The organism is Micromonospora saelicesensis, assembly GCF_900091575.1.
Lineage (GTDB): Bacteria > Actinomycetota > Actinomycetes > Mycobacteriales > Micromonosporaceae > Micromonospora > Micromonospora saelicesensis.
In genome coordinates this window covers 571,956-596,498 of the sequence record NZ_FMCR01000001.1, presented here as the reverse complement: position 1 = coordinate 596,498, position 24,543 = coordinate 571,956, and the positions used below count along the sequence as shown (strand labels likewise).

The 24,543-nt window shown below is 71.6% G+C and carries 22 protein-coding genes; 11 read left to right on the top strand and 11 right to left on the bottom strand.

Annotation, left to right across the window (positions count from 1 at the left end):
- Nucleotides 1-175: 175 nt before the first annotated feature.
- A complete protein-coding gene (locus GA0070561_RS02810; RefSeq protein ID WP_091394475.1) occupies nt 176-1,759 on the top strand; it encodes an acyl-CoA mutase large subunit family protein in 1,584 nt (527 codons plus the stop codon).
- A 456-nt stretch (nt 1,760-2,215) separates the two neighbouring features.
- Entirely contained in the window at nt 2,216-3,475 is a 1,260-nt protein-coding gene (locus GA0070561_RS02805; RefSeq protein ID WP_091394472.1) for an amidohydrolase, read from the top strand.
- Here the strand turns inward: GA0070561_RS02805 and GA0070561_RS02800 are convergent.
- Nucleotides 3,432-4,397, bottom strand: coding sequence for a DUF4349 domain-containing protein (locus tag GA0070561_RS02800; protein ID WP_091397236.1), 966 nt, complete (start codon nt 4,395-4,397; stop codon nt 3,432-3,434). The two genes, GA0070561_RS02805 and GA0070561_RS02800, sit on opposite strands and share 44 nt — an antisense overlap.
- Before the next feature lie 93 nt (nt 4,398-4,490).
- On the opposite strand from GA0070561_RS02800, the gene GA0070561_RS02795 reads away from it, so the two are divergent.
- The 4 genes from GA0070561_RS02795 (at nt 4,491) to GA0070561_RS02780 (ending at nt 7,966) form a co-directional block, all read left to right on the top strand.
- A complete protein-coding gene (locus GA0070561_RS02795; protein ID WP_091394469.1) occupies nt 4,491-5,123 on the top strand; it encodes an MBL fold metallo-hydrolase in 633 nt (210 codons plus the stop codon).
- 4 nt (nt 5,124-5,127) lie between these two features.
- Nucleotides 5,128-6,111 (top strand): hypothetical protein, encoded by a 984-nt coding sequence (locus GA0070561_RS02790; RefSeq protein WP_091394466.1) that lies wholly within the window; start codon nt 5,128-5,130, stop codon nt 6,109-6,111.
- Between the two features lie 98 nt (nt 6,112-6,209).
- Nucleotides 6,210-6,944, top strand: coding sequence for an SCO6745 family protein (locus tag GA0070561_RS02785; protein WP_091397233.1), 735 nt, complete (start codon nt 6,210-6,212; stop codon nt 6,942-6,944).
- A 62-nt stretch (nt 6,945-7,006) separates the two neighbouring features.
- On the top strand, nt 7,007-7,966 hold the full coding sequence (locus tag GA0070561_RS02780; protein ID WP_091394463.1) for a GNAT family N-acetyltransferase: 960 nt from the start codon (nt 7,007-7,009) through the stop codon (nt 7,964-7,966).
- A 75-nt stretch (nt 7,967-8,041) separates the two neighbouring features.
- On the opposite strand, the gene GA0070561_RS02775 is transcribed toward GA0070561_RS02780, so the two are convergent.
- Nucleotides 8,042-8,497 carry a gamma-glutamylcyclotransferase family protein gene (locus tag GA0070561_RS02775; RefSeq protein ID WP_091394460.1) on the bottom strand — a complete coding sequence of 152 codons (456 nt, stop codon included), beginning with the start codon at nt 8,495-8,497 and terminating at the stop codon, nt 8,042-8,044.
- A gap of 106 nt (nt 8,498-8,603) precedes the next feature.
- Between GA0070561_RS02775 and GA0070561_RS02770 the strand changes: the two genes are divergently transcribed.
- On the top strand, nt 8,604-10,007 hold the full coding sequence (locus tag GA0070561_RS02770; protein WP_091394456.1) for an NAD(P)H-quinone dehydrogenase: 1,404 nt from the start codon (nt 8,604-8,606) through the stop codon (nt 10,005-10,007).
- A gap of 43 nt (nt 10,008-10,050) precedes the next feature.
- Here GA0070561_RS02770 and GA0070561_RS02765 read toward each other — a convergent pair whose 3' ends face one another.
- On the bottom strand, nt 10,051-10,677 hold the full coding sequence (locus GA0070561_RS02765) for a DUF998 domain-containing protein (RefSeq protein ID WP_091394454.1): 627 nt from the start codon (nt 10,675-10,677) through the stop codon (nt 10,051-10,053).
- Nucleotides 10,678-10,864: 187 nt separating this feature from the next.
- Nucleotides 10,865-11,494 carry a DedA family protein gene (locus GA0070561_RS02760; RefSeq protein WP_091394450.1) on the bottom strand — a complete coding sequence of 210 codons (630 nt, stop codon included), beginning with the start codon at nt 11,492-11,494 and terminating at the stop codon, nt 10,865-10,867.
- 508 nt (nt 11,495-12,002) lie between these two features.
- On the opposite strand from GA0070561_RS02760, the gene thrS reads away from it, so the two are divergent.
- Entirely contained in the window at nt 12,003-13,220 is a 1,218-nt protein-coding gene (gene thrS / locus GA0070561_RS02755) for a threonine--tRNA ligase (protein ID WP_091397229.1), read from the top strand.
- A 39-nt stretch (nt 13,221-13,259) separates the two neighbouring features.
- On the opposite strand, the gene GA0070561_RS02750 is transcribed toward thrS, so the two are convergent.
- The 4 genes from GA0070561_RS02750 to GA0070561_RS02735 all read right to left on the bottom strand — a co-directional run bounded on the left by GA0070561_RS02750 (nt 13,260) and on the right by GA0070561_RS02735 (nt 18,067).
- The gene (locus tag GA0070561_RS02750; RefSeq protein WP_225855328.1) at nt 13,260-15,185 is read right to left on the bottom strand and encodes an ABC transporter ATP-binding protein; all 1,926 of its coding nucleotides are present in this window, start codon (nt 15,183-15,185) and stop codon (nt 13,260-13,262) included.
- Nucleotides 15,186-15,385: 200 nt separating this feature from the next.
- Complete coding sequence (locus GA0070561_RS02745; protein WP_091394446.1) at nt 15,386-17,119, bottom strand: ABC transporter ATP-binding protein; 1,734 nt, start codon at nt 17,117-17,119, stop codon at nt 15,386-15,388.
- Entirely contained in the window at nt 17,113-17,595 is a 483-nt protein-coding gene (locus GA0070561_RS02740) for a MarR family winged helix-turn-helix transcriptional regulator (RefSeq protein ID WP_091394443.1), read from the bottom strand. Before GA0070561_RS02740 ends, GA0070561_RS02745 begins: the two co-directional genes overlap by 7 nt.
- Nucleotides 17,596-17,620: 25 nt before the next feature.
- Nucleotides 17,621-18,067, bottom strand: coding sequence for a DoxX family protein (locus tag GA0070561_RS02735; RefSeq protein ID WP_091394441.1), 447 nt, complete (start codon nt 18,065-18,067; stop codon nt 17,621-17,623).
- Between the two features lie 83 nt (nt 18,068-18,150).
- On the opposite strand from GA0070561_RS02735, the gene GA0070561_RS02730 reads away from it, so the two are divergent.
- Nucleotides 18,151-18,711, top strand: coding sequence for a TetR/AcrR family transcriptional regulator (locus GA0070561_RS02730; protein WP_091394438.1), 561 nt, complete (start codon nt 18,151-18,153; stop codon nt 18,709-18,711).
- Between the two features lie 116 nt (nt 18,712-18,827).
- Here GA0070561_RS02730 and GA0070561_RS02725 read toward each other — a convergent pair whose 3' ends face one another.
- Complete coding sequence (locus GA0070561_RS02725) at nt 18,828-20,267, bottom strand: GuaB1 family IMP dehydrogenase-related protein (protein ID WP_091394435.1); 1,440 nt, start codon at nt 20,265-20,267, stop codon at nt 18,828-18,830.
- 160 nt (nt 20,268-20,427) lie between these two features.
- Nucleotides 20,428-21,024, bottom strand: a complete 597-nt coding sequence (locus GA0070561_RS02720) for a LysE/ArgO family amino acid transporter (protein WP_091394432.1) — start codon at nt 21,022-21,024, stop codon at nt 20,428-20,430.
- A 70-nt stretch (nt 21,025-21,094) separates the two neighbouring features.
- On the opposite strand from GA0070561_RS02720, the gene GA0070561_RS02715 reads away from it, so the two are divergent.
- Complete coding sequence (locus GA0070561_RS02715) at nt 21,095-21,988, top strand: LysR family transcriptional regulator ArgP (protein ID WP_091394428.1); 894 nt, start codon at nt 21,095-21,097, stop codon at nt 21,986-21,988.
- Between the two features lie 16 nt (nt 21,989-22,004).
- On the opposite strand, the gene GA0070561_RS02710 is transcribed toward GA0070561_RS02715, so the two are convergent.
- Nucleotides 22,005-23,756 (bottom strand): acetyl/propionyl/methylcrotonyl-CoA carboxylase subunit alpha, encoded by a 1,752-nt coding sequence (locus GA0070561_RS02710; RefSeq protein ID WP_091394425.1) that lies wholly within the window; start codon nt 23,754-23,756, stop codon nt 22,005-22,007.
- 150 nt (nt 23,757-23,906) lie between these two features.
- Here GA0070561_RS02710 and GA0070561_RS02705 point away from each other — a divergent pair, with 150 nt between their 5' ends.
- Nucleotides 23,907-24,518, top strand: coding sequence for a PadR family transcriptional regulator (locus tag GA0070561_RS02705; protein ID WP_091394421.1), 612 nt, complete (start codon nt 23,907-23,909; stop codon nt 24,516-24,518).
- Nucleotides 24,519-24,543: the final 25 nt, after the last annotated feature.

Sequence of the window (24,543 nt, the reverse complement as noted above, 5' to 3'; positions counted from 1 at the left end):
TGGGACACAACCCCCCTATCTTGCTGGTTCCGACGCCCGATGCGAAAGCCGACGCGACGGACGTTTGTCGAAGTCGACAGAACGTGCCCTGTCGTTCACCTGGTGTCGACCGGTCGGGACGCACTGTGCGGTATCCCTCACCCGACGACGTGGCCAGGCGTCCTACCATCCGGGGATGAACCAACGGCGGTCAAGTGAGTCCGGTTTCCCGATCAACGGCGTCTACACGGAGGCCGACCTTCCGGAGGACCTGGACTCCCGGCTCGGCAGCCCGGGCGAGTTCCCGTACACCCGGGGTGTCTACCCCACCATGTACACCTCCCGCCCGTGGACCATGCGCCAGTACGCCGGCTTCGGCACCGCCACCGAGTCCAACGCGCGGTACCACCAGCTGTTGCGGGCCGGCACGATGGGCCTCTCGGTCGCGTTCGACCTGCCGACCCAGATGGGTTACGACTCGGACGAACCGATCGCGCACGGCGAGGTCGGCAAGGTGGGTGTCGCAATCGACTCCATCGAGGACATGCGGCTGCTCTTCGCCGACATCCCCCTGGACAAGGTGTCCACCTCGATGACCATCAACGCGCCCGGCTCGGTGCTGCTGCTGCTCTACCAACTCGTCGCCGAGGAGAACGGGGTGCCGGGCACGGCGCTCAACGGCACCATCCAGAACGACATCCTCAAGGAGTACATCGCCCGGGGGACGTACATCTTCCCGCCGAAGCCGTCGCTGCGCCTGGTGGCCGACACGTTCGCGTACTGCCGCAGCGAGGTGCCGAAGTGGAACACCATCTCCATCTCCGGCTACCACATGGCGGAGGCCGGCGCGACGCCCGCGCAGGAGATCGCGTTCACCCTGGCCAACGGGGTGGAGTACGTACGGGCGGCGCTGGCCGCCGGGCTCGCCGTCGACGACTTCGCGCCCCGGCTGTCGTTCTTCTTCGTGGCCCGCACCACGCTGCTGGAGGAGGTGGCGAAGTTCCGCGCCGCCCGGCGGATCTGGGCCCGGCTGATGCGGGACGACTTCGGCGCCAAGGATCCGAAGTCGATGATGCTGCGGTTTCACACCCAGACCGCGGGCGTGCAGCTCACCGCCCAACAGCCGGAGGTGAACCTCGTTCGGGTGGCGGTGCAGGGTCTGGGTGCCGTGCTCGGTGGCACCCAGTCGCTGCACACCAACAGCTTCGACGAGGCGATCGCGCTGCCCACCGAGAAGGCGGCCCGGCTCGCGCTGCGTACCCAGCAGGTGCTGGCCTACGAGACGGACCTGACCGCCACCGTCGACCCGTTCGCAGGGTCTTACGTGGTGGAGGCGATGACCGCCGAGATCGAGGCCGCCGCCGTCGAGTTGATGGAGCGGGTGGCCGACCACGGCTCGGCGGTGGACGCGATCGAGGCCGGGTTCCAGAAGCGGGAGATCGAGCAGTCCGCGTACCGGATCGCCCAGGAGATCGACTCGGGGGAACGGGTGGTGGTCGGGCTCAACCGGTTCACCGTGGACGAGGAGGAGCCGTACGAGCCGCTGCGGGTCGACCCGACGATCGAGGCGGCCCAGGCCGACCGGCTGGCCCGGCTGCGCTCCGAGCGGGACGCCGACGCGGTGGCACGCGCGCTCGCCGATCTTCGGGCGGCCGCCGAGGGCACCGAGAACGTCTTGTACCCGATGAAGGAGGCGCTGCGGGCCCGGGCGACCGTGGGTGAGGTCTGCGGGACGTTGCGTGAGGTCTGGGGGTTGTACCGACCCACCGACCGATTCTGAGCGCCGGGCCGCGACCGCGGCCTCGGGGCGCGGTGTGTCCGGCGTTCTCAGCGGGTATCCGGTCGGTTGAGCCGGGACGCACACCGTGTGCGCCCACGGTGGGTGGGTGCGTGTGAGCGTCCTTGTCCGGCTCGTTGCGGCGTGTGGTCGGCCAATTGTCGGAGTGTCAGTTCATCACCCCGACTAATGCGACAATTTGGCAACGGGTCTCCGGCTGGCGCCGGGATTCGTGACCGCCGCGATCGGTTACGCGTTGTAGGAGGTGAGGGGCTGATGACGGCGTTTGACCGTGATCTACCTGCTGTCCCCCGCCTTGAGGAGCGCCCCCAGCAGGGCATACGTGACTCTGTGCGGTCCGATCATTACCGTAACGAGGTTGCGCAGCGTCACCGTCGGAGGTCTAGGCTGTCTGCTGTCCCCGATGATCCATCCATTCCTAGTGATCGAGAATTCGACGTGACGAGTGCGTTGACGCTGCCCACAAGCGGCCAGCTGGCGTCGTCCTGGCTGGAGACGCCAACGGGATCCCAGCCCCTGCCGCGCGAGCTGGACCACCTTCTCGCGCTCCGGGTACCGGGGCTGATCGCTACGCGCCGTCACCTCCACTCGCACCCGGAGCTTTCCGGCAACGAGTTCGAGACGGCCGCGCTGATCGCCCGGGAGCTGTCGTTGGCCGGGCTGAACCCGCGCCTGCTGCCCAAGGGCAACGGCGTGATCTGCGACGTCAACGGCAGGCCGGACGGCCCGGTCGTGGCGCTGCGCGCCGACATCGACGCACTGCCGCTGGACGATCCCAAGGACGTCCCGTACCGGTCGACCGTGGAGGGCGTCTGCCACGCCTGCGGGCACGACGTGCACACCACGGTCCTGCTCGGCGTCGGCATGCTGCTGGCCCAGCTCGCCGACCTCGGTGAGCTGGACGGTCGGGTCCGGCTCATCTTCCAGCCGGCCGAGGAGATCCTGCCCTGCGGTTCGCTGGAGGTCATCGAGGCCGGCGGCCTGGACGACGTGGTGCAGATCTTCGCGCTGCACTGCGACCCGAACCTGCCGGTGGGCCAGGTCGGCCTGCGCGTCGGCCCGATCACCGCGGCCGCCGACAACGTGACCGTCCGACTCTCCGGCCCGGGCGGGCACACCGCCCGCCCGCACCTGACCGTCGACATGGTCGACGCGCTCGGTCGGCTGATCACCGAGGTGCCGGCCCTGGTCAGTCGCCGGGTGCCGGCCAACAGCGGCCTGCTGCTGGTCTTCGGCCATGCCTCGGCCGGCACCCGCTACAACGTCATCCCGTCCGAGGCGAGCGCGTCCGGCACCCTCCGGGTGATGGACCGCGACACCTGGGAGCAGGCTCCCAAGATCGTCGCTCAGGTGGTGCGGGACGTGATCGCGCCGACCGGTGCCACGGTCGACCTGGAATACCTGCGCGGCCGACCGCCGGTGTGCAACGACGCCCGCGCCATCCAGGTGCTGACCGCCGCCACCGCCGCCGCCCTCGGCCCGGACGGGCTCGCCGAGACACCGCAGAGCATGGGCGGCGAGGATTTCTCCTGGTACCTGGAGTACGTCCCCGGCGCCCTCGCCCGGCTCGGTGTGGGTCGCGCCGGCCCCAACGTCGACCTGCACCGGGCGAGCTTCGACGTGGACGAGCGGTCCATCGCGGTCGGCGTCCGCGTCATGGTGCAGACCGCGTTGCGGGCACTGGCGGCGGCGCGCTGACCGGCGCGACCAGAGCCGGGGACTTGCGCCGTCGGCGCAGCATCACCAGCAGCGCCGCCAGCGGTACGCCGAGCGCCACCAGCCAGGGCAGCAACGCGCCCAGCACCGTGAGCAGGACGGTCATCGAGACGACGAACGCCTTCCAGCCGCCCCTGAGCCCGACCAGGAAGCCCGTCTCGGCCTTCTCCTCGGCGTCCTTCGCCGCCGGCCCGGCCAGCGACACGGTGATCGTGGAGAGGGCGGTCAGGTCGGCCAGGCGCCGCTTCTTGGCCTCCAGCGAGGCCAGGTCGGCCTCCCGTCGACCCAACTCGTTCTCCAGCGACACCAGGTCGGTGATCGAGGAAGCCCGGGCCAGCAACCGACGGGCGCTCTCCACCCGGGCGCGCTGACTGGTGATCCGGGCCTCCAGGTCGACGGTCTCCTCGGTGACGTCCTGAGTGTCGATCTGCCGGCTCTGCTGCCGACCGAGCTTCGCCATCTCCTCCACCACGTCGGTGAACTTCGCCGCCGGCACCCGTAGCTCCAGCTCCGCCACCGCGTCGTCGTCGTCGGCACTGCGCCGCTGGTCGCCGCCGACGAAGCCACCGGCCCGGGTGACCACGGCGGTGGCCTCGCGGGCGGCCGAGTCCACATCGTCCACCTGCACCCGCATCGTTCCGGTGTAGATGATCGCCCGCTGGTCGACCCGCAGGTCCGGTGCGCCGGCGCCGGCCCCCTCCGGCGCGCCTGCGGCGGCGTCCCGGCCCGCCTCGCCGCCGTTGGCCGCCGGCGCCTCGGCCGCCTTGCCCGCGGTGTCCTGCGCCCCGCTGTCGCCGGCACCGCACCCCGTCAGCGCCAGAGCCGCCGCCAGTGTCGTCGTCGCCAGCAGCGCACTGCGGCGTCGTCCCACCTGTCCGTCCATCCCCGCTCCCATCGTCGTCAACCGGTGTGGCGATAGCTCGGACGCGACGCGCACACCGGCTGGTTCCGGCAGACTGCGCTGAGGACGTCACGATTCGATAATCGAGGAGTCACGATGCGGCTCACCAAGTACGCCCACTCCTGCCTTCGGGTGGAACACGACGGGGGAGTGCTCGTCGTCGACCCCGGGGTGTTCAGCGACGCCGCGGCGGCGCTGGACGGTGCGGACGCGGTGCTGATCACCCACGAACACCCTGACCACCTCGACCTGGCGGCGGTGCGCCTCCAACTCGACCGACAGCCCTTCCCGATCCACGGGCCCGCCTCACTCGGCGAGGCCCTGGGCGACGCGGCCGACGTGCTGCGCCCGGTCAGCGTCGGTGAGTCGTTCACCGCCGCCGGGGTCGCGGTGCGCGCGTACGGGGGGCGGCACGCCGTGATCCACCCAGACATTCCGGTGATCGACAACCTCGGTTACCTGATCAACGACGTGGTCTACCACCCGGGAGACTCACTGGTGGTGCCCGACGAGACACCCGTCGACACGCTCTTCGCGCCGATCCACGCGCCCTGGTCGAAGTTCTCCGAGGTGGTCGACTTCATCCGCGCGGTCGCACCGCGGCGCGCGTACGCCCTGCACGACGCGTTGCTCAACGACAACGGGCTGGGCGTGCTCGACCGGCAGTACACCGCGATGTCCGGCACCGAATACCAGCGACTGGAGCCCGGTAGCCGGGTGGACGTCTGACCCGATGCCCGGCCTCTCCGAGGAGCTGGTGCAGCAGCTCTACCGCACCCCACCGGACCGGTTCGTGGCCGCCCGGGACGCCGCTGTGGCCGAGGCCCGCCGGGCCGGCGACCCGACCACCGCCCGGCAACTGGCCCGGCTGCGTCGCCCGACGGTGGCCGCCTGGTTGGTGAACCTGCTCGCCATCCGACGCCCGGAGCTGGTCGCCGATCTGGTGCAGCTCGCCGACGCCCTGCGAGTCGCCCAGCGGGAGTTGCGTGGGCCCCGACTGCGGGAGCTGTCCGCGCAGCGCCGGGCGGTGGTCGGCGCCCTGGTCGCCGAGGTTCGCAAGCTCGCCGCCGCCGAGCCGGACGCGCCACCGGCGAGCCGGCTGCCCCTGGCCGAGGTGGAGGCGACGCTGAACGCGGCGTTCTCCGACGTCGAGGTCGCCGAGCAGGTGCGGGCGGGCCGCCTGCTGCGGGCGGCCAGCTACGCCGGCTTCGGTGAGGTGCCCCGGCCGCAACTGCGGCTGGTCACCGGCGATGACGAGGAGCGCGAGGAGGAGCGCCCGGCCCGCCGACCCGGCCCCCAACGGGGCCGTCCCGAGGCGGCACCCCGTCCGGATCGCGCGGCCGAGCGTGCCGAGCAGGCCGAACGGGCCGCACAGCGGGCGGCCCGAGCCGAGCGGGCCCGGCAGCGCCGCGCCCTGGACCGGGAGTTGGCGAAGGCTCAGGCCGACCAGGAGCGGGCCGAGACCGAGCTGACCGAGGCGACCGGGCAGGAGCGCGACGGTGTGGCCGTACTCGATCGTCTTGAGGCCGAGCTGGCCGAGCTGGAGCGGCGGCGCGCGGTCGCCGAGCAGGACCTCAGCCGGGCCAAGCTCGCCCGGCGTGCCGCCGAGCGGGCGGTCACAGTGGCCCGGCGGCGCGCCGGTGAGGTCGAGGCGGCGGTCGAGGCACTGGCGGCCGAAGAGGGGGATGCGGACGCGGGCGGTGGCGCGGCAGACTGACCATCGATGGACGACGACGAGTGTGCGGGCCGTACACGGCGAGTGGCCCCGGGTCGGTGCGTGGTCGCCGGGTCGGGTTGCCCGGGCGGGGCGGCGCGGTGACTCCGGAGCAGGTCGCGGCCGCCAGTAAGCCCGTCGTGCTCGACCTGGGCGACGCCTTCAGCCGGGACCCGACGACGTTGCGCCGGGCCCGACTGCTCGGCATCTCCGGCTGGGCCTTCTACATCAGCGGCCGGGCCGGCGCGCTCGGCGGTGTGCGGGCCGAGACGGCCGCCGCCGCCCTCGGGTTCATCGCCCCGGACGCGGTCGCCGACGGTTGGGACGCCGCCGCCCGCGTCGTTCCGCCGTTCGAGGTGGCCGCCGCGAGCCTCGCCGAATGCTGTCGGTGGGGGGCGCAGCAGCTCGGCCCCCTGCCCGGCACCGAGCGCCTGTCGGCGCTCGTCGAGCGGGCCGTGGTGGCGGCGGAGGCCAGCGGGATGCCGCTCTTCGCCGCGTGGCGGGCCATGCCGCTTCCGGACCTCTCGCCCGGGGCTCGCAGCGCCGCCGGGCTGCGGCTGCTCCGGGAACACTTCACCGGCGCCTACCTGCTGGCGGTACGCGCCGCCGGGATGACCCCGTTGGAGGCCGTGCTGGCCGGGCCGGAGGGCGAGGCCGGGGCGGTGGCCTGTGGCTGGCCGCCGCCGTACCCGCCGATCGGGCCGCTGGTGCGCCGCCGACTGTGGGCGGAGGCGGTGACCAACCGGCTGGCCGCGCCGGCGTTCACGGCCCTCGGCCCCGCCGACGGCGCGGAGTTGGTGGAGCTGCTGCACCGCACCCGGGTAGACCTCGGCTGAGCCTCCCGTCGGCCGGAAAAATGGGCGGCGCCGCAGCCGAGCGACTGCCAGGATGTCCTGCCGTGACCCTTCCCGCTGGTTGGACGACGCGCCGACCCACCCTCGACGACGTGCCGGCGATCCTCGCGGTGGTGCACGCCGCCGACACCTTCGCCATCGGCCATCCCGACTTCGACGCCGAGGACGTCGCGGCGTCGCTGACCGCCCCCCACTTCGACCCGACCCGGGACTCCTGGCTGGCCATCGACCCGGACGACACAGTGGTCGGCTGGGCGACGGTGGACAACCCGACCGCTGTGGGCCGGGAGTTCGTGGAGGTCTACGTCGATCCGGTACGGGCCGCCGTCGTCCGCGCGCCGTTGCTGCTCCGCCAACTGGACCGGGTCGCCGAGCGCGCCGCCGAGCGGGGGCTGCCGTCGCTCACCGTCCGCTGCGCGGTCTTCGCCCCGGAACGTGACTGGGAACACGCCCTGCGCGGGCTCGGGTTCACCCTCGTCAAGCGGTACGTCCGGATGAGCCGACCGTTGGACGACCTGCCCGACGAGCCGGCCGGTCCATCGGCCGTGACGGTGCGGCCGGTCCGCCCGGACGACGAGGCCGACCTGGTGGAGTTCCACCGGATCTACGAGGCCGCCTTCGGCGACACCCCGGATCACGAGCCGCTGTCGTACGAGCGGTGGCGGGCCCGGATCGGCGACCTGACCGCCTGGGACGAGTGGTTCGTCGCCGAGGTGGACGGGGTGCCGGTCGGCGCGTTGCAGTCCTCGGACCAGGCGCTCGATCAGCAGTCGGGTTGGGTGAAGAGTCTGTCGGTGCTGTCCGCGTACCGGCGCAGGGGAGTGGGTGCGGCGTTGCTGCGCCGCGCCTTCGCCCGCTACGCCGAGAAGGGGCGGCGGGCGGTCGGCCTGGGCGTCGACCTCACCAACCCGACCGCCCCGCTGTCGCTGTACCGGTCGGTGGGCCTGCGGGAGACCCAGTGGACCGACATGTACGAACTTTCCGTTCCGGCGGCCGGTGTGTGATTGACGACCCCGGCCCGGCCCGGTCGGCGCTCCGCTCGACAGCGGTAGCAGACTGGAGGGGTGCGATACGCGCTGCTACGGCGAGGCGGTGCCGGTGGGGCGGGCCCGCAACTCGGTGACGTAGTCGTCCGGGGCGCCCGCCTTCTCGGCGGCGTTCGCGATCTCCGACAGATACCACGAGGTCGGCAGGCCACCCTCGTACCCGTTGAAGACGTAGATCCACGCGGTCACGTCGCCGTCGAGGGTGGAGACCCGCACGTGCAGCTTGCGGTACGTGCCGGCGGTCACTCCCTCGATCTCGTCGAGTTGGCCCGCGTCGTAGGGGTGGATGTCGTAGAGCGCCACGAAGACCCGGTCACCCGGAGACTCGACGAGGGTGCTCACCGCACCCTCCCAGCCGATCACGTCCGCCCCGGCGAAGGTGAGCCGCCAGCCCTCCAGCCAGCCGGTTCCCACCATCGGCGAATGCGGACAGTAGGCGCGCATCCGGGCGGGATCGAGATTTGAGCCGTAGGCGGCGTGATGACGCACGGCGATGACGATAGCCCGGCCGACGGGTGGGGGAGAATACGACAGTGCGTGTCGAATGCGCTCGGGAGAAGAAAGTCACTGTGAGCATGGACGAAGGGCGAATGCTGTGAGCCGGATCGTGATCATCGGCGGGGGGCCGGCCGGGTACGAGGCGGCACTGGTCGCCGCCCAGCTGGACGCCGATGTCACAGTGGTGGAGGCCGACGGTGCGGGAGGTGCCTGCGTGCTCTCCGACTGCGTACCGTCGAAGACCTTCATCGCCAGCTCGCAGGTGGTCACCGGCTACCGCGACACCGAGGAGTTCGGGGTGCACTCGGACGGCCTGGAGGCGGTCACCGTCGACGCGCGGGCGGTGCACGGGCGGGTCAAGCGGCTGGCCCTGGCGCAGTCCGCGGACATCCACGCCAAGCTGCTGAAGGCGGGGGTCACCTTCGTGGCCGGCACCGCCCGGCTCGGCGAGGACTCCCTCGGGCACACCCACCGGGTCGTCGTCACCCCCGCCGACGGCGGCGAGGAGTACTCGATCGACGCGTCCACCGTGCTGGTGGCCACCGGCTCGACGCCCCGCCAGCTGCCCACCGCCGTACCGGACGGTGAGCGCATCCTGACCTGGCGACAGGTGTACGACCTGCCGGAGCTGCCCGAGCACCTGATCGTGGTCGGGTCCGGTGTGACCGGCGCGGAGTTCGCCAGCGCGTACCTGGCGATGGGGGTCGAGGTGACCCTGGTCTCCAGCCGGGACCGGGTGATGCCGCACGAGGACGCCGACGCCGCCTCCGCCATCGAGCGGGTGTTCCGCAACCGGGGCATGGAGATCCTCAACAACTCCCGGGCCGACGCGGTCCGGCGTACCGCCGACGGCGTCGAGGTGGAGCTCTCCGACGGCCGCAAGGTGACCGGCTCACACGCGCTGATCACCGTCGGTTCTATCCCGAACACCGCCAACCTGGGTCTGACCGAGTACGGGGTGGAGCTGGGCCGGGGCGGCTACCTGACGGTCGACCGGGCTTCCCGGACCAACGTGCCCGGCATCTACGCCGCCGGCGACTGCACGGGCGTGCTGCTGCTGGCCAGCGTCGCCGCCATGCAGGGCCGGATCGCCATGTGGCACGCGCTCGGTGAGGCGGTCCGCCCGCTGCGGCTGCGTACCGTCGCGGCGAACGTCTTCACCGACCCGGAGCTGGCCACCGTGGGTGTCTCGCAGGACGAGGTGGACGCGGGCAAGGTGCCGGCCCGGCAGGTGATGCTGCCGCTGTCCGGCAACGCCCGGGCCAAGATGGACGACCTCTCCGACGGTTTCGTGAAGCTGTTCTGCCGTCCCGCGAGCGGCCAGGTGATCGGCGGTGTGGTGGTCGCTCCGAAGGCCAGCGAGCTGATCCTGCCCATCACCATGGCGGTGGAGAACAACCTCACCGTCAACGAGCTGGCCCAGACCATCACCATCTACCCGTCGCTGTCCGGCTCCATCACCGAGGCGGCCCGCCAGCTCATGCTGCACGAGCTGGAGTGACGGCGGCGGGCGCTCAGTCCCTTCGTCGTCTCGGGGTGGGAGCTTAAACGGCGACGACTCGGGTCGATGATCCGGAGCGGGCGAGGACGAGTGCCACCACGGTGAGCACACCGACCTCGGTGAGGATGAGCAGGCGCTCGGCCAGTCCGAGCAACACACGGTCTCCCGGATAGGCCGACCACACCATGGCCGCGGCCAGGACGAGACTGGCCACCGCCAGCCCGCGCAGCCATCGGGCGGCCGGGGTCAGCTGGTCCCGTCGGGCGAGCAGCCAGCCGCCGACCGGCAACGCCAGGAAGGCGATCACCGACGCGTACCGGTGCAGGTAGGCGGCGGTGGTCATGGCGGTTCCCGGCTCGTTCGTCGGCACCACGGCGGCCAGCAGCAGCCCACCCACCCATGCGCCGAGCAGCAGCTCGGCCGTTCGACCGGAGCGCGACCGGGGTGGGCTGGCGCGGCGCAGTCCGTACAGCAACGCCACGGTGGCGAGCGCGAGCACCACCATGGCGATGTCGATGACGCCGCCGCGGTCGGAGACCGCGAAGTCGCTGATGGTCAACGCCCAGGGGTTGAGGTCGTCGTTGACTTCGAGGTGGCCGATCACGGTGAGCAGCGCCGCCAGGGCGATCCCGCCCAGGGCCAGCAGGCCGGTACTCCGGGTAACAGGCATGCCTCAGCCTGTCGCCGCAGACACCCCAGCCGAATCCGGGACAGCCACCGAAATCGACCCCCGGGACCACCCCTAGAGGCCTTCCGGCAACCCGCCGCGATCTTGCATTTTCGGTCGTTCGTATGTGCGGCATGCCCCATTTTGCCGGGACGGTAAGTGCAAGATCGCGGAGGCTGGGGCGCGGCACTCAGTCGATGGGGACGTCGACGGCGGTGACAGCGGCGGCGGCGCGGGCGTGGCGGGCGCTGACCACTGTCATCGCCCACCCGGCCGCGGCGAAGCCGGCCGCCGCGGCGGTGGCGATGATGGCCAGCCGCCAGGCCGACTCGGTCAGAGCGGTGCCGCCCAGGTGCCCGACCAGCGCGCCGTAGGTGGCCCAGCCCAGCGCGGCGACGGCCTCGTAGAGCACGAACAGGCGGTACGGGTAGCGGCTGCGCCCGGCCGAGAAGCAGGCCGCCATCCGGCCGCCGGGCACGAACCGGCAGAGCAGGATGACCAGCGGCCCGGGTTGTCGCAGCCCCTGGGTGACCCGGCTGGCCACCCGGCGGGCGCGGCTCAGCTCGGCGTGCCGGGGTGGCCGCCGGTCCGGTGCGCTGCGCCCGAGCAGGTAGCAGGCCAGGTCGCCGGCGAATACGCCGAGCGCGCCGACGGCGATGGTGACCGGCAGGCTGAGCCCGCCGTAGACGGTGAGCGCACCACTGGTGATCATGACGATCTGGGTGGGAATCACCGGCACGAAGGCGTCCGCGATCAGCAGCGCGAGCAGCACCAGGTACGCCCACGTCGGCGACGCGACGTCAGTCAGAAGTTCGGGCACGCCTGCCACCTCGCCGGATGCGGCCGATTGGGTGTCTTGAGCCTGACGTCGTGTCCGGCGTCACGGTGGACGGCCCCGGCCCGTCGTGACCGTCGACACGACTGGGCCACCCAGCTACAACGAGGCCGATCGCTGCCGGGTGACGGGTTCGGAGGCTCTTGCACCCGTTTGAGGCGGGCGGCAGAACGGCGCTCGTCGGCGTACCGTTGTCGGCGCGGCCACGCCCGTCGGGTCCCCCGTTCCTGACGATTCGGCCGCCAGGGCCGCCGGCGGGTCCCGCGCCGGCGGCCCACCCCTCCGCCACAAATCCGGGTGCATCCCCGAACGTCGCGCGGGTACGGTCGCCGTATGCGCAGCGCGGTAGTGATGACCACGACGCCGGGTGCCCCCGGCGCGCCGCTCTGACGTAACCACCGTCGACCAGGCCCCGGGGCGATCCGCCCCCGAGGGCAGCGCGCCGTTCGGAGCTCAGGTCGCCTCCGGGTCGTACCCGATCCAGGAGCCCGACATGATCGACCACCGTAGGCTCGGCCGCGAGCTGGACCTCTTCGTCTCCGATCCGCTGGCCGGTGCCGGCCTGCCGATCTGGCTGCCGGCCGGTGCCGCAGCCCGGCACGCCGTCGAGGAGTACGTCCGGGAGTTGGAGCGCCGCTCCGGTCACCAGCACGTCTACTCGCCGCCGCTGGGCAAGCGGGAACTCTTCGAACTCTCCGGCCATCTCGGCTACTTCGCCGACGACATGTTTCCGCCGATGCGGCTGAGCGCCGACGACGAGTTCGTGCTGCGGCCGGCGCTCTGCCCGCACCACGCGTTGGTCTTCCGGGCGCGGGGCCGTTCCTACCGGGAGTTGCCGTTGCGCATCGCCGAGCTGGGCGGGATGTACCGCTCGGAGCGCTCCGGTGTGCTCGGCGGGTTGTCCCGGGTACGCGCCATCTCGCTCAACGACGCGCACACCTTCTGCGCCCCCGAGCAGGTCGGCGCGGAGGTCGTCGAGATCCTCGGGCTGATCCGTGCCGCGCACGCCGCGCTCGGTGTCCGGCCGGCCGGGTTCCGGCTGTCGCTGCGGGGGCCGGGCGAGAAGTACGTCGGCGACGACGCCCAGTGGGCCCACGCCGAGGAGTTGCTCCGGGAGGCGCTGGCCGGGGTGGAGTACGTCGAGGCGCCGGGGGAGGCTGCCTTCTACGGTCCGAAGATCGACATTCAGATCGTCGACGCGGCTGGGCGGGAGTCGACCATCTCCACCATCCAACTGGACTTCGACAAGCCGGAACGGTTCGACCTGTCGTACACCGACTCGGACGGCAGCCGGCGTCGGCCGGTCATGGTGCACCGCAGCCTGGTCGGCAGCATGGAGCGGCTGTTCGCGTACCTCATCGAGGTGCACGAGGGGGCCTTCCCGGCCTGGTACGCGCCCGTCCAGTTGGTGCTGCTGCCGGTCGACGACGGTCAGGTCGACGCGGCGGCCGACCTGGCTCGACGGGCGGGCGATGCCGGCCTGCGGGTCGAGGTCGACGCCGCCGGGTCGCTGGGCGCCCGGGTCCGGGACGCGGCCCGCCGCCGCGTCCCGTACCTCGGGGTGCTGGGTGCCCGGGAGGTGGCCGACGGGCACCTCGCGCTGCGCCTGCGCGGCGGCCGCGCCCTGGCCCCGATGCCCGCCGACGCGGCTCTCGCCCTGATCGGCGGGCAGGTCGCCACCCGCGCGACCGACCTGCTGCCGTCGGACTGACACGCCCACCGATCGTCTCGCGCGCACGGCCGCCCGACCTCAGACCGACGCCGGTTGGGCGGCCGGTTCCTCGTCGACCACCGCGCCGGTGAACTGTGAGCGGTAGAGCCGGTGGTACGCGCCCTGGGCGGCGAGCAACTGCTCGTGGGTGCCCTGCTCGACGATCCGACCGTCCTCCATCATCAGGATCAGGTCGGCGTCGCGGATGGTGGAGAGCCGGTGCGCGATCACGAAGCTGGTCCGGTCCGAGCGCAGCGCGGCCATCGCCCGTTGCAGCAGCACCTCGGTGCGGGTGTCCACCGAGCTGGTGGCCTCGTCGAGGATCAGCAGTGACGGCTCGGCGAGGAAGGCCCGCGCGATGGTGATGAGCTGCTTCTCGCCGGCGCTGACGTTGCTGCCCTCCTCGTCGATGACGGTGTCGTAGCCGTCGGGCAGGCTGCGTACGAACCGGTCCACGAAGGTGGCCCGGGCGGCGGCGAGAATCTCCTCCTCGGTCGCGTCCGGCCGCCCGTAGGCGATGTTGTCCCGGATGGTGCCGCCGAACAGCCAGGTGTCCTGGAGCACCATGCCGATACGGCCGCGCAGGTCGTCGCGGCGCATCGTGGTGATGTCCACCCCGTCGAGCGTGATCCGGCCGGCGTCCAGCTCGTAGAACCGCATCACCAGGTTGACCAGCGTGGTCTTGCCGGCGCCGGTCGGGCCGACGATGGCCACCGTGTGCCCGGGCTCGGCGACCAGCGACAGGTCGTCGATCAGGGGCTTGTCCGGCTCGTAGCGGAACGAGACGTGCTCGAACTCGACCCGACCGTGCGGGTCGGTGACCCGGGCCGGCGCGACCGGGTCGGGGGTCTGCTCGTCCGCGTCGAGCACCGCGAAGACCCGCTCGGCCGAGGCCACCCCGGACTGGAGCAGGTTGGCCATCGAGGCGAGTTGGGTGAGCGGCTGGGTGAACTGGCGGGAGTACTGGATGAACGCCTGCACGTCACCGAGGCTCATCGTGCCGGAGGCGACCCGCAGCCCGCCGACCACGGCGATCGCCACGTAGCTCAGGTTTCCGATGAACATCATCGACGGCATGATGATCCCGGAGATGAACTGTGCCCCGAAGCTGGCCCGGAACAGCTCCTCGTTCTTCGCGTGGAACGCGGCCTCGACCTCACGCTGACGGCCGAAGACCTTCACCAGCTCATGACCGGTGTACGCCTCCTCGATCTGGCCGTTCAACTCGCCGGTGTGCGTCCACTGGGCGATGAACTGCTTCTGCGAGCGCTTGGCGATGCGCTGGGTGACCAACACCGACAACGGCACCGCGACCAGGGCCACCAGGGCCAGCACCGGCGAGATCCAGAACATCACGGCCAGCACGCCGACGACTGTCAGCAGCGAGGTGAGCAGCTGGCTGAGGGTCTGCTGGAGGCTGGTGGAGATGTTGTCGATGTCGTTGGTGACCCGGCTGAGCAACTCACCGCGCGGCTGCCGGTCGAAGTAGGGCAGCGGCAGCCGGTTGAGCTTCTCCTCCACCTCGGCGCGCAACCGCAGCACGGTGCGCTGGACCACCCCGTTGAGCAGCCAACCCTGCCACCAGGACAGCAGGCTCGCCGCGAGGTAGAGCCCCAGCGCCAGCAGCAGCACCCGACTCAGGGCGCTGAAGTCGATGCCCACCCCGGGCACCACGTCCATCCGGGCCAGCATGTCGGCGAAGCTGTCGTTGCCGCTGGCCCGGGCCGCCGCGACGGCCTGCTCGGCGGTGGTGCCGGCGGGCAGTTGCCGACCGATCACCCCAGTGAAGATCAGGTCGGTGGCGTGCCCGAGGATCTTCGGCCCGGCCACGCTGAACCCGACGCTCACCACAGCCAACGTGATGATCGCGGCCAGGTGCAGTCGGTGCGAGCGCAGCCGGCCGAGCAGGCGTCGGGCCGACGGTCCGAAGTTCATCGACTTCTCGGCGGGCATCCCGGCGCTCATCCATCCCGGGCCGCCGCCCTGACGGCCGGGCGGAAGCCGCTTCGGCGTCGGCGCGCCACTGCCGGTCTCCGGCGCGGATCCACTGCCGGCCTCCGGCGTGGATTCCCCGCCGGGTTGCTGCGCGGTCTCGTCGGGCGTCCGTCCGTCGCCGGCCGGCTTCTGACTGGGTACGGCCGCGGTGCGCGGCTCGTCACGCTCGCTCATGCCGCCACCTCCGTGGTCTGCTGCGAGGCCACGATCTCGGCGTACGTCGGGCAGGTGTCCAACAACTCCGCATGTCGTCCCACTCCGACGACCCCTCCGTTTTCCAGGACGATGATCTGATCGGCGTCGATGATCGTGGAGACCCGCTGGGCCACGATCACCACCGCCGCCTGCGCGGTTACCGGCCGCAGGGCCGCTCGCAGCCGCGCGTCGGTGCCCAGGTCGAGCGCGGAGAACGAGTCGTCGAAGAGGTAGATCTCCGGTTGCCGGACCAGGGCTCGGGCGATGGCCAGGCGCTGCCGCTGCCCACCGGAGACTGTGGTGCCGCCCTGCGCGATCGGGGCGTCCAGCCCGCCGGGCATCTGGGCCACGAAGTCCCGGGCCTGGGCGATCTCCAGCGCCGTCCACAGCTCCTCGTCGGTGGCGTCCGGGTTGCCGTAGCGCAGGTTGCTGGCGACCGTCCCGGTGAACAGGTACGGCCGCTGCGGCACCAGGCCGATGCGTCGCCACAGCTCGTCCGGCGCCAACTCCCGCACGTCCACCCCGTCGACCAGCACCGCGCCGTCGGTGACGTCGACCAGGCGGGGAATCAGCGACAGCAGCGTCGTCTTGCCCGCGCCGGTGCTGCCGATGATCGCTGTGGTGGTGCCCGGGGTCGCCCGGAAGGAGATGTCGCGCAGCACCGGCTCCACAGCGCCCGGGTACTGGAAGCGCACCCGGCGCAGCTCCAACTCGGCTCGGGTGGGCAGTTCGGTGACCGGCGCGGCGGCCGGGACCACCGAGGAGTCGGTGTCCAGCACCTCGACGATCCGCTCGGCGCAGACCGCCGCCCTCGGCACCATCATCAGCATGAAGGTGGCCATCATGACCGCCATCAGGATCTGCATCAGGTACTGCAGGAACGCGGTGAGCGCGCCGACCTGGATCGCGCCGGCGTCCACCCGCTGCGCGCCGAACCAGAGCACCGCGACGCTGGAGACGTTCAGCACCAGCATGACCACCGGGAAGATCAACGCCAGCAACCGACCGGTACGCAGCGCGGTCGCGGTCAGGTCGGCGTTCGCGACGGCGAAGCGGTCCGTCTCGTACGGCTCTCGGACGAACGCACGGACCACCCGGATGCCGGTGATCTGCTCCCGCAGCACCCGGTTGACCGTGTCGATGCGGGTCTGCATCAGCCGGAAGCCCGGCACCATCCGACGGATGATCGCGCCGAGGGCGATGGCCAGCACCGGCACGCTGACCAGCATCAGCCAGGAGAGCCCGACGTCCTCACGCAACGCCATGAACACGCCGCCGACGCTCATGATCGGTGCGGCGACGAGCATCGTGCAGCTCATCAGCACGAGCATCTGCACCTGCTGGACGTCGTTGGTGTTGCGGGTGATCAGCGACGGTGCCCCGAACCGGGCCACCTCGCGGGCGGAGAAGCGGTTGACGTGCCCGAACAGTTCGGCGCGTACGTCGCGGCCGAAGCCCATCGCGACCCGGGCGCCCAGGTAGACCGCCGCGATCGAGCAGACGATCTGGATGAGGCTGACCAGCAGCATCCAGCCGCCGGTGCGCACGATGTAGTCGGTGTCGCCCCGGGCCACACCCTGGTCGATGATGTCCGCGTTGAGGCTGGGCAGGTAGAGCGAGGCCATGGTGCCCACGAACTGGAGCAGCACGACCGCCAGCAACGGTCTCTGATAGGTGCGCAGTTGGCCGCGCAGGAGTCGGATCAGCACGCCGGGTCCTTCGTTTCGGTAGGGCGTCCGGTCATCCGCGGGTCGTCTCCGCTGCCGATGACCTCAAGCAGGAACTCCCGGATCACCTGGGCCTTCGCCGGGTCGGCGTCGACCGAGGTGAGGGGCCGTCCGGAGTGCATGAGCGCGCCGAGCGCGGCCACCCGTTCCCGCCCGGCGGGGGTGATGGCGAGTCGGATGCTGCGTCGGTCGTTGTCGTCGCGCTGCCGCTCGACCAGGCCGTCGCGCTCAAGCGTGTCGACGATGCCGGTCAGGGTCGCCGGCCGGACGAACCCCTTCTCGGCGACCGCCCGGTGCGGCAACTCGCCGTGTCGGGCGAGCGTCATCAGAGTGATCATGCCGGCCTGGGTGAGGCCGTGCTCCTCGGCGAGGTAGCGGTTCCACCGCTGCCCGACCAGGTGCCCGGCCACCACCAGCAGCCGGCCGAGCGGCACGTCCTGAAGGGTCACGAGTTCCACGAACGGTAGGTTAGCCCCCTGATAGTCAGGGGCCAAACGAAATTGCCGCAGCGGTGGCCACGAACACGATCTGTAGGGCGGTTCGCTGTGCGAGCGGGGTGACCGGGCGGCCGGCGAGGGTCAGTCTGCGCCGGGCGGCCGAGACGTTGGCCGGGAACATGGCGAGCATGAGCAGGCCGAGCCCGGCCGCCGCGACCCGGGCGGTCGCCGGCACCAGGAGGCCGACCGCGCCGACCAGCTCCAGTACGCCGGTCACGGTGACCAGCAGGTTCGGACGGGGCAGTCGGGGCGGGACCATCGCGATCAGGTCGGCGCGGCGCTGGCCGACGAAGTGCGCGACGGCGGTGAGCGTGAACATCACGGCCAGCCCGACGCGCAACGCGGGATGCCAGCCGTCCAGTGCGGAGACGCCGGCCAGGCCGGCGATTCGGGCCAGCGCGGTGCCGACGATCAGGGCGATCAGGGGTGCCATCGGAATCCTCCTCTGTGAAACTTGCCGGTGACAAGATTGCGCGTCACTGGCGCATCTTGTCAATGGCAAGATAGGATTCGCTCATGACCGACACCCGCGCCTACCACCACGGCGACCTGCGCCGTGCTCTGCTCGCCGCGGCACTGGAGGCCGTCGGCGAGGTCGGACCCGCCGCGCTGAGCCTGCGCGACCTGGCCCGCCGGGCCGGTGTCTCGCACGCCGCGCCCGCACACCACTTCGGCGACAAGGCGGGCCTGCTCACCGCACTCGCCGCGCAGGGCTTCGACCTTCTGGCCCAGACGTTGGCCGAGGCGGATGACGACCTGTTGGAGGCCGGCGTCGCGTACGTCGACTTCGCCGTCACGCACCGGGCGTACTTCGAGGTGATGTTCCGGCCGGAGCTCTACCGGGCCGACGACGCCGAGCTGATCGCGGCGCGGGGCCGGGCCGGCGGCGCGCTCCGCTCCGGGGTGGCGGCGCTGTCCAGCGGCGGCGCGCCCGCCGACACCGACCGGGACTCGCTCGCGGCCTGGTCGATCGCGCACGGCTTCGCCACCCTCTGGCTGGCCGGCGCACTGCCCGACCGCGTGGGCGACAACCCCCGCGAGGCAGCCCGCGCCGTGCTACGCCGACTCTCGACCTAACCCCGCCCCTCCCGCCCCCGCCAACCCGCCCTTCCTCCGTTGATCATGAAGTTATTGCCATGACACGCCGATGCCGGAAGCAATAACTTCATGATCAACGAGGGTGGGCGGTGGGGTTACCAGCTGGTGGGGAGGGGCATTCCTTCGGTGAAGCCGGCGGCGCTCTGCACGCCGACGATGGCCCGCTCGTGGAACTGGGTCAGGTCCCGTGCGCCGGCGTAGGTGAAGGCGCTGCGTACCCCCGCGATGATCTCGTCGATCAGGTCCTCGACACCGGGGCGGGCCGGGTCCAGGTGCATCCGGGCCGAGGAGATGCCCTCCTCGAACACCGCCTTGCGGGCCCGGTCGTACGGGCTGTCGTCGGCGGTTCGGGCGCTGACCGCCCGAGCCGAGGCCATCCCGAAGCTCTCCTTGTACCGTCGGCCGTCCGCGTCGGTGTAGAGGTCACCGGGGGACTCGTAGGTGCCGGCGAACCAGGAGCCGATCATCACGTTCGACGCGCCGGCGGCGAGCGCGAGCGCCACGTCCCGGGGGTGGCGCACCCCGCCGTCGGCCCACACGTGCCGGCCCAGTTGGCGGGCGGCGGCCGCGCAGTCGAGCACGGCGGAGAACTGCGGTCGACCCACGCCGGTCATCATCCGGGTGGTGCACATCGCTCCCGGGCCGACGCCGACCTTGATGATGTCCGCCCCCGCCTCCACCAGGTCGCGTACGCCCTCGGCGGTGACCACGTTGCCGGCCGCCACCGGCACCCCCGGGTCCAGCTTCCGGACCGCCTGAAGTGCGGAGATCATCCGTGCCTGGTGGCCGTGCGCGGTGTCCACGACCAACGTGTCCACCCCCGCCTCCAGCAGTGCCGCGGCCTTGCCGGTCACGTCCCCGTTGATCCCGACGGCCGCCGCGATCCGAAGCCGACCCCGGTCGTCCACGGCCGGCGTGTAGAGGGTGGCGCGCAACGCGCCCTGTCGGGTCAGCACCCCGACCAGCCGACCCTCGGCGTCCACCACCGGGGCGAGTCGGCGACGGCCCGCCGAGAGCAGATCGAAACCGGTACGAGGATCCGCGTCCGCCGGGACGGTGTGCAGTTCGGTGGACATCACGTGGCGCAGCTGCGCGAAGCGGTCCACGCCAGTGGTGTCCGCCTCGGTGACCACACCCATCGGCCGGCCGGCGTCGTCGACCACGATCAGCGCACCGTGCGACCGCTTGGGCAGCAGATGGATGGCATCGCCCACGGTCTCGGTCGGGCCCAGCGTGATGGGGGTGTCGTAGACCAGGTGGCGCTGCTTGACCCAGGCGACGACATTCGCCACCACCTCGATCGGGATGTCCTGCGGAATCACCGTGATGGCACCCCGGCGGGCGACCGTCTCCGCCATTCGCCGTCCGGCGACCGCGGTCATGTTCGACACCACCAACGGAATGGTGGTGCCGGTGCCGTCGCCGGTGGAGAGGTCGACGTCGAGCCGGGAGCCAAGGTCGGAGCGGGCCGGCGCCATGAAGACGTCGGTATAGGTCAGGTCGTGCGCGGGAGCCGCGCCGTGAAGGAACCGCACCCGGCAATCATTCCCGCTCGAGGCCAGTTCCACCGCCGGTGGTCGCGGAAAACACTCGCATCGTCGTCGGTCCTGGTCCCGGTGGCGTCGGCGGTGCTCGCCGAATGTGCCGGGCGGCCGGGTGGAAGTGCCACGGCGAGCGCGGCCGGGTACGAACCGGTCAGCCCAGCAGGAGTGCCACGGCGAGCCCGGCCATCACGACGGCGATGACCGCGTCCAGCACCCGCCAGGCGACGGCGCGGGCGAGCAGCGGTGCGAGGCGCTGCGCGCCGAGGCCGAGCGCGGTGAACCAGACCACACTGGCCACTGCGGCGCCGGCGCCGAAGACCCACCGGTGCGGGTGTTGTTGGGCCACGCTGCCCAGGAGCAGCACTGTGTCCAGGTAGACGTGCGGGTTCAGGTAGGTGAAGGCGGCGCAGGCGAGCAGGGTCGCCGCCAACGTGGCCGGCGGCCGCTCGGTGGGCAGCAGGGCGCCGGGACGCAGGGCGCGGCGGGCGGCGAGCCCCGCGTAGCAGAGCAGGAAGGCCGCACCGCCCCAGCGGATCGCCATCAGCAGGCCCGGTCGGCCGGTCACCAGCGAACCGACCCCGGCCACTCCCGCCATGATCAGCAGCGCGTCCGACGCGGCGCAGGTCAGCACCACGGGTACGACGTGTTCGCGTCGGAGGCCCTGGCGCAGGACGAAGGCGTTCTGAGCGCCGATGGCGACGATGAGCGCGATGGAGATCGAGAAGCCGGCGACGGCGGAGGTGAGCACGGACTTGACGCTAGGGCTGCCGACAGCCGCCAGTCCAACTAAAGATCCTGACGTAACTTAAGCTCAGCTAATGGATGGTCTCGACTCGGCGCAGCTGCGGACGCTCGCGGCGGTGGTGGCGGAGGGCAGCTTCGACGCGGCGGCCCGGTTGCTGCACGTCACGCCGTCGGCGGTGAGCCAACGGATCAAGGCGTTGGAGGAGATCGTCGGCCAGGTGCTGGTCCGCCGTGCCCGACCCTGCGTGGCAACCGACGCGGGCCGTCCGCTGCTACGCCTGGCCGGCCAGCTCGCCCTGCTCGAACGGGAGGCGCTGGCCGATGCTCGCGGCCCGCTGGCCGGCGGTGGCCTGACCCGGGTCGCCGTGGTGGTCAATGCGGACTCGCTGGCCACCTGGTTCCCCGCCGCGCTGGCCCGGTTGCCGCAGCGGGCCGGGCTCTCGTTCGACCTGCGGCAGGACGATCAGGACCACACCGCCGAGCTGCTCCGCGACGGTTCGGTGACGGCGGCCGTCACCGCCCAGCGGGAGGCCGTGCAGGGCTGCCGGGTGCTGGGGCTCGGAGCCATGCGCTACCGCGCGCTCGCTACGCCGGAATTCGCGGCGTCCCACTTCGGCGAGGGACTCACCGCGTCCGCGCTGGCGGGCGCGCCGCTGATCGTCTTCGACCGGAAGGACCGGGTGCAACACCGCTTCATCCGGGTGGTGACAGGCCGGCCGCTCGACCCGCCGGTGCACTACGTGCCGTCGGTGCCGGCCTTCAGTGCGGCGATCCGGCTCGGGTTGGGCTGGGGCCTGGTGCCGGAACAGATCGCCGCGGCCGACCTGGGCGGCGGTCGCTGTGTCGACCTCGCGCCGGGTCGACACCTGGACGTCCCGCTGTACTGGCAGCACTGGCGGCTGGAGTCCGACGTGCTGAACGCCCTGACCGCCGCCGTCCGCGCGGTCGCCACCGAAACCCTGCGCTGACTGCCCGCCGGACGGCTCAGGCGATGGTGCAGATGGAGGCGCCAGCGGTGATCACGGCGCCGACCTCGGCGCTGAGACCGCTGACCGTACCCGCCTTGTGCGCGTGCAGCGGTTGCTCCATCTTCATCGCCTCCAACACCACGACCAGGTCGCCCTCGGCCACGGTGTCCCCGTCCGCCACCGCGATCTTGACGATGGTGCCCTGCATCGGCGAGGTGAGCGCGTCGCCGCCGACCGGAGCACCGGCCTTGGCGCCGCCGCCACGCCGGGTCGGCTTGCGGGCGGCGGGTGCCGCGGTGGTCGTACTCCCGCCGAAGCCGGCGGGGAGGCTGACCTCGAGGCGCTTGCCGCCCACCTCGACCACGACGGTGTCGCGCTCGGCCGGCGCTTCGGCGGCGCCGGCGGCGGCGGTGAACGGCGGCACGGTGTTGTGGAACTCGGTCTCGATCCACCGGGTGTGCACTGTGAACGGCTCGGCGGTGAACGCCTCGTCCCGCACGACGAGCCGGTGGAACGGCAGCGCGGTGGCCATCCCGTCGAGGACCATCTCGTCCAGCGCACGGCGGGCGCGCTCCAGCGCCTCGGTCCGCGTCTCACCCGTGATGATCACCTTGGCGAGCAGTGAGTCGAAGTTGCCGCCGATCACGTCGCCGGCCGAGATGCCGGTGTCGACCCGCACACCCGGCCCGCTGGGCAGGCGCAGCGCGGTGACAGTGCCGGGGGCGGGCAGGAAGTTGCGGCCCGGGTCCTCGCCGTTGATCCGGAACTCGATCGCGTGCCCGCGCGGCGTCGGGTCCTCGGTGATCCGCAGCTTCTCGCCGTCGGCGATCCGGAACTGCTCGCGGACCAGGTCGATGCCGGCGGTCTCCTCGGTGACCGGGTGCTCGACCTGAAGCCGGGTGTTGACCTCCAGGAAGGAGATGGTGCCGTCGACGCCGACCAGGTATTCCACAGTGCCGGCGCCGTGGTAGCCGGCCTCGCGGCAGATGGCCTTGGCGCTCTCGTGAATCTGCGCGCGCTGGGCGTCGGTGAGGAACGGCGCGGGCGCCTCCTCGACGAGCTTCTGGTGACGTCGCTGCAACGAGCAGTCCCGGGTGCCCACCACGATCACGTTGCCGTGCTGGTCGGCGAGGACCTGCGCCTCGACGTGCCGGGGCTGGTCGAGGTACCGCTCGACGAAGCACTCGCCCCGACCGAACGCCGCGACCGCCTCCCGGGTGGCCGACTCGAACAGCTGGGGGATCTCCTCCATGGTGCGGGCGACCTTGAGGCCGCGCCCGCCGCCACCGAAGGCGGCCTTGATGGCTACCGGCAGGCCGTGATCGACGGCGAACGCCATCACCTCGTCCGGGCTGGCCACCGGGTCCGGGGTGCCGGGGACCAGCGGTGCGCCGGCCCGCTGGGCGATGTGCCGGGCGGTGACCTTGTCGCCCAGGTCGCGGATCGCCTGCGGGGTGGGGCCGATCCAGGTCAGCCTGGCGTCGATGACCGCCTGGGCGAAGTCGGCGTTCTCGCTGAGGAAGCCGTAACCCGGGTGTACGGCGTCGGCGCCGGCCCGAGCGGCGACGTCGAGCAGCTTGTCGATGCGCAGGTAGGTCTCGGTAGCGCTGTCCCCGCCGAGCGCGTACGCCTCGTCCGCGAGGGTGGCGTGCAGGGCGTCGCGGTCGGAGTCCGCGTACACGGCGACGCTGCCCAGGCCGGCGTCGCGGCACGCGCGGATCACCCGGACGGCGATTTCGCCGCGGTTGGCGATAAGTACCTTGCGCACCTTCGTGGCTCCTCCCGGGCAGGTTACTGACGGGGAGTGTATCGGCCGCCCTCGGCGGCCCTAACGATCGCTCAGTGTGGGATGCCGCACTGCACCCGCCACGGTTTAGTCAAACTTGGCTATTACGCTTATCGGGTGTCTTCGACTCGGATGATGATTCTCGGTCTGGTGCGGTGGATGCAGCCCGTGCACGGCTACGACGTGCGCCGTGAGCTGCTGAGCTGGAGCGCCGACAAGTGGGCGAACATACAGCCCGGGTCGATCTATCACGCCCTGCGCAAACTCACCGAGGAAGGGCTGCTCCGCGCCGTCGCGACCGAGCAGGTGGGCGCCCGTCCGGCGCGGACCACGTACGAGGTGACGGTCAAGGGGGAGGACGAGTTCGAGACGCTGCTGCGCAACTCCTGGTGGACCATCAGCGAGCCCGCCGACCCGTTCGTGGCGGCCTTCTCCTTTCTGCCGGCCATGCCGCGCGCCGAGGCGGCAGCCGCCCTGCGTAACCGGGCCAACCTGCTGCGCGCCGGCGTCGAGTCCATGCGCGCCTCGCTGGAGTCGGACTGGGTGCGCAACCGCAAGCCGGCGCACGTCGGCTGGATGTTCGAGCTGTGGTCGGCGCGGGCGGAGGCGGAGATGACCTGGTGCGAGCGGATCGCCGAGCGGATCGATTCCGGAGTGTCGTACCTGCCTGCTGAGCTGGATGAAGCGCAGGGTTGGTCGGGGTGGCGGGACGGCGTGGAGCCGCTCGACACCAACGCGGAATAATCAACGTTGACTAAAAAAGCTATAT

Coding starts and splice junctions, on each gene's coding strand:
- GA0070561_RS02765 (WP_091394454.1), bottom strand. CDS start 10,677: ATGCCTGTTACCCGGAGTACCGGCCTGCTGGCCCTGGGCGGGATCGCC.
- GA0070561_RS02705 (WP_091394421.1), top strand. CDS start 23,907: ATGATGATTCTCGGTCTGGTGCGGTGGATGCAGCCCGTGCACGGCTAC.
- GA0070561_RS02795 (WP_091394469.1), top strand. CDS start 4,491: ATGCGGCTCACCAAGTACGCCCACTCCTGCCTTCGGGTGGAACACGAC.
- GA0070561_RS02810 (WP_091394475.1), top strand. CDS start 176: ATGAACCAACGGCGGTCAAGTGAGTCCGGTTTCCCGATCAACGGCGTC.
- GA0070561_RS02730 (WP_091394438.1), top strand. CDS start 18,151: ATGACCGACACCCGCGCCTACCACCACGGCGACCTGCGCCGTGCTCTG.
- GA0070561_RS02750 (WP_225855328.1), bottom strand. CDS start 15,185: ATGAGCGCCGGGATGCCCGCCGAGAAGTCGATGAACTTCGGACCGTCG.
- GA0070561_RS02790 (WP_091394466.1), top strand. CDS start 5,128: ATGCCCGGCCTCTCCGAGGAGCTGGTGCAGCAGCTCTACCGCACCCCA.
- thrS (WP_091397229.1), top strand. CDS start 12,003: ATGATCGACCACCGTAGGCTCGGCCGCGAGCTGGACCTCTTCGTCTCC.
- GA0070561_RS02735 (WP_091394441.1), bottom strand. CDS start 18,067: ATGGCACCCCTGATCGCCCTGATCGTCGGCACCGCGCTGGCCCGAATC.
- GA0070561_RS02715 (WP_091394428.1), top strand. CDS start 21,095: ATGGATGGTCTCGACTCGGCGCAGCTGCGGACGCTCGCGGCGGTGGTG.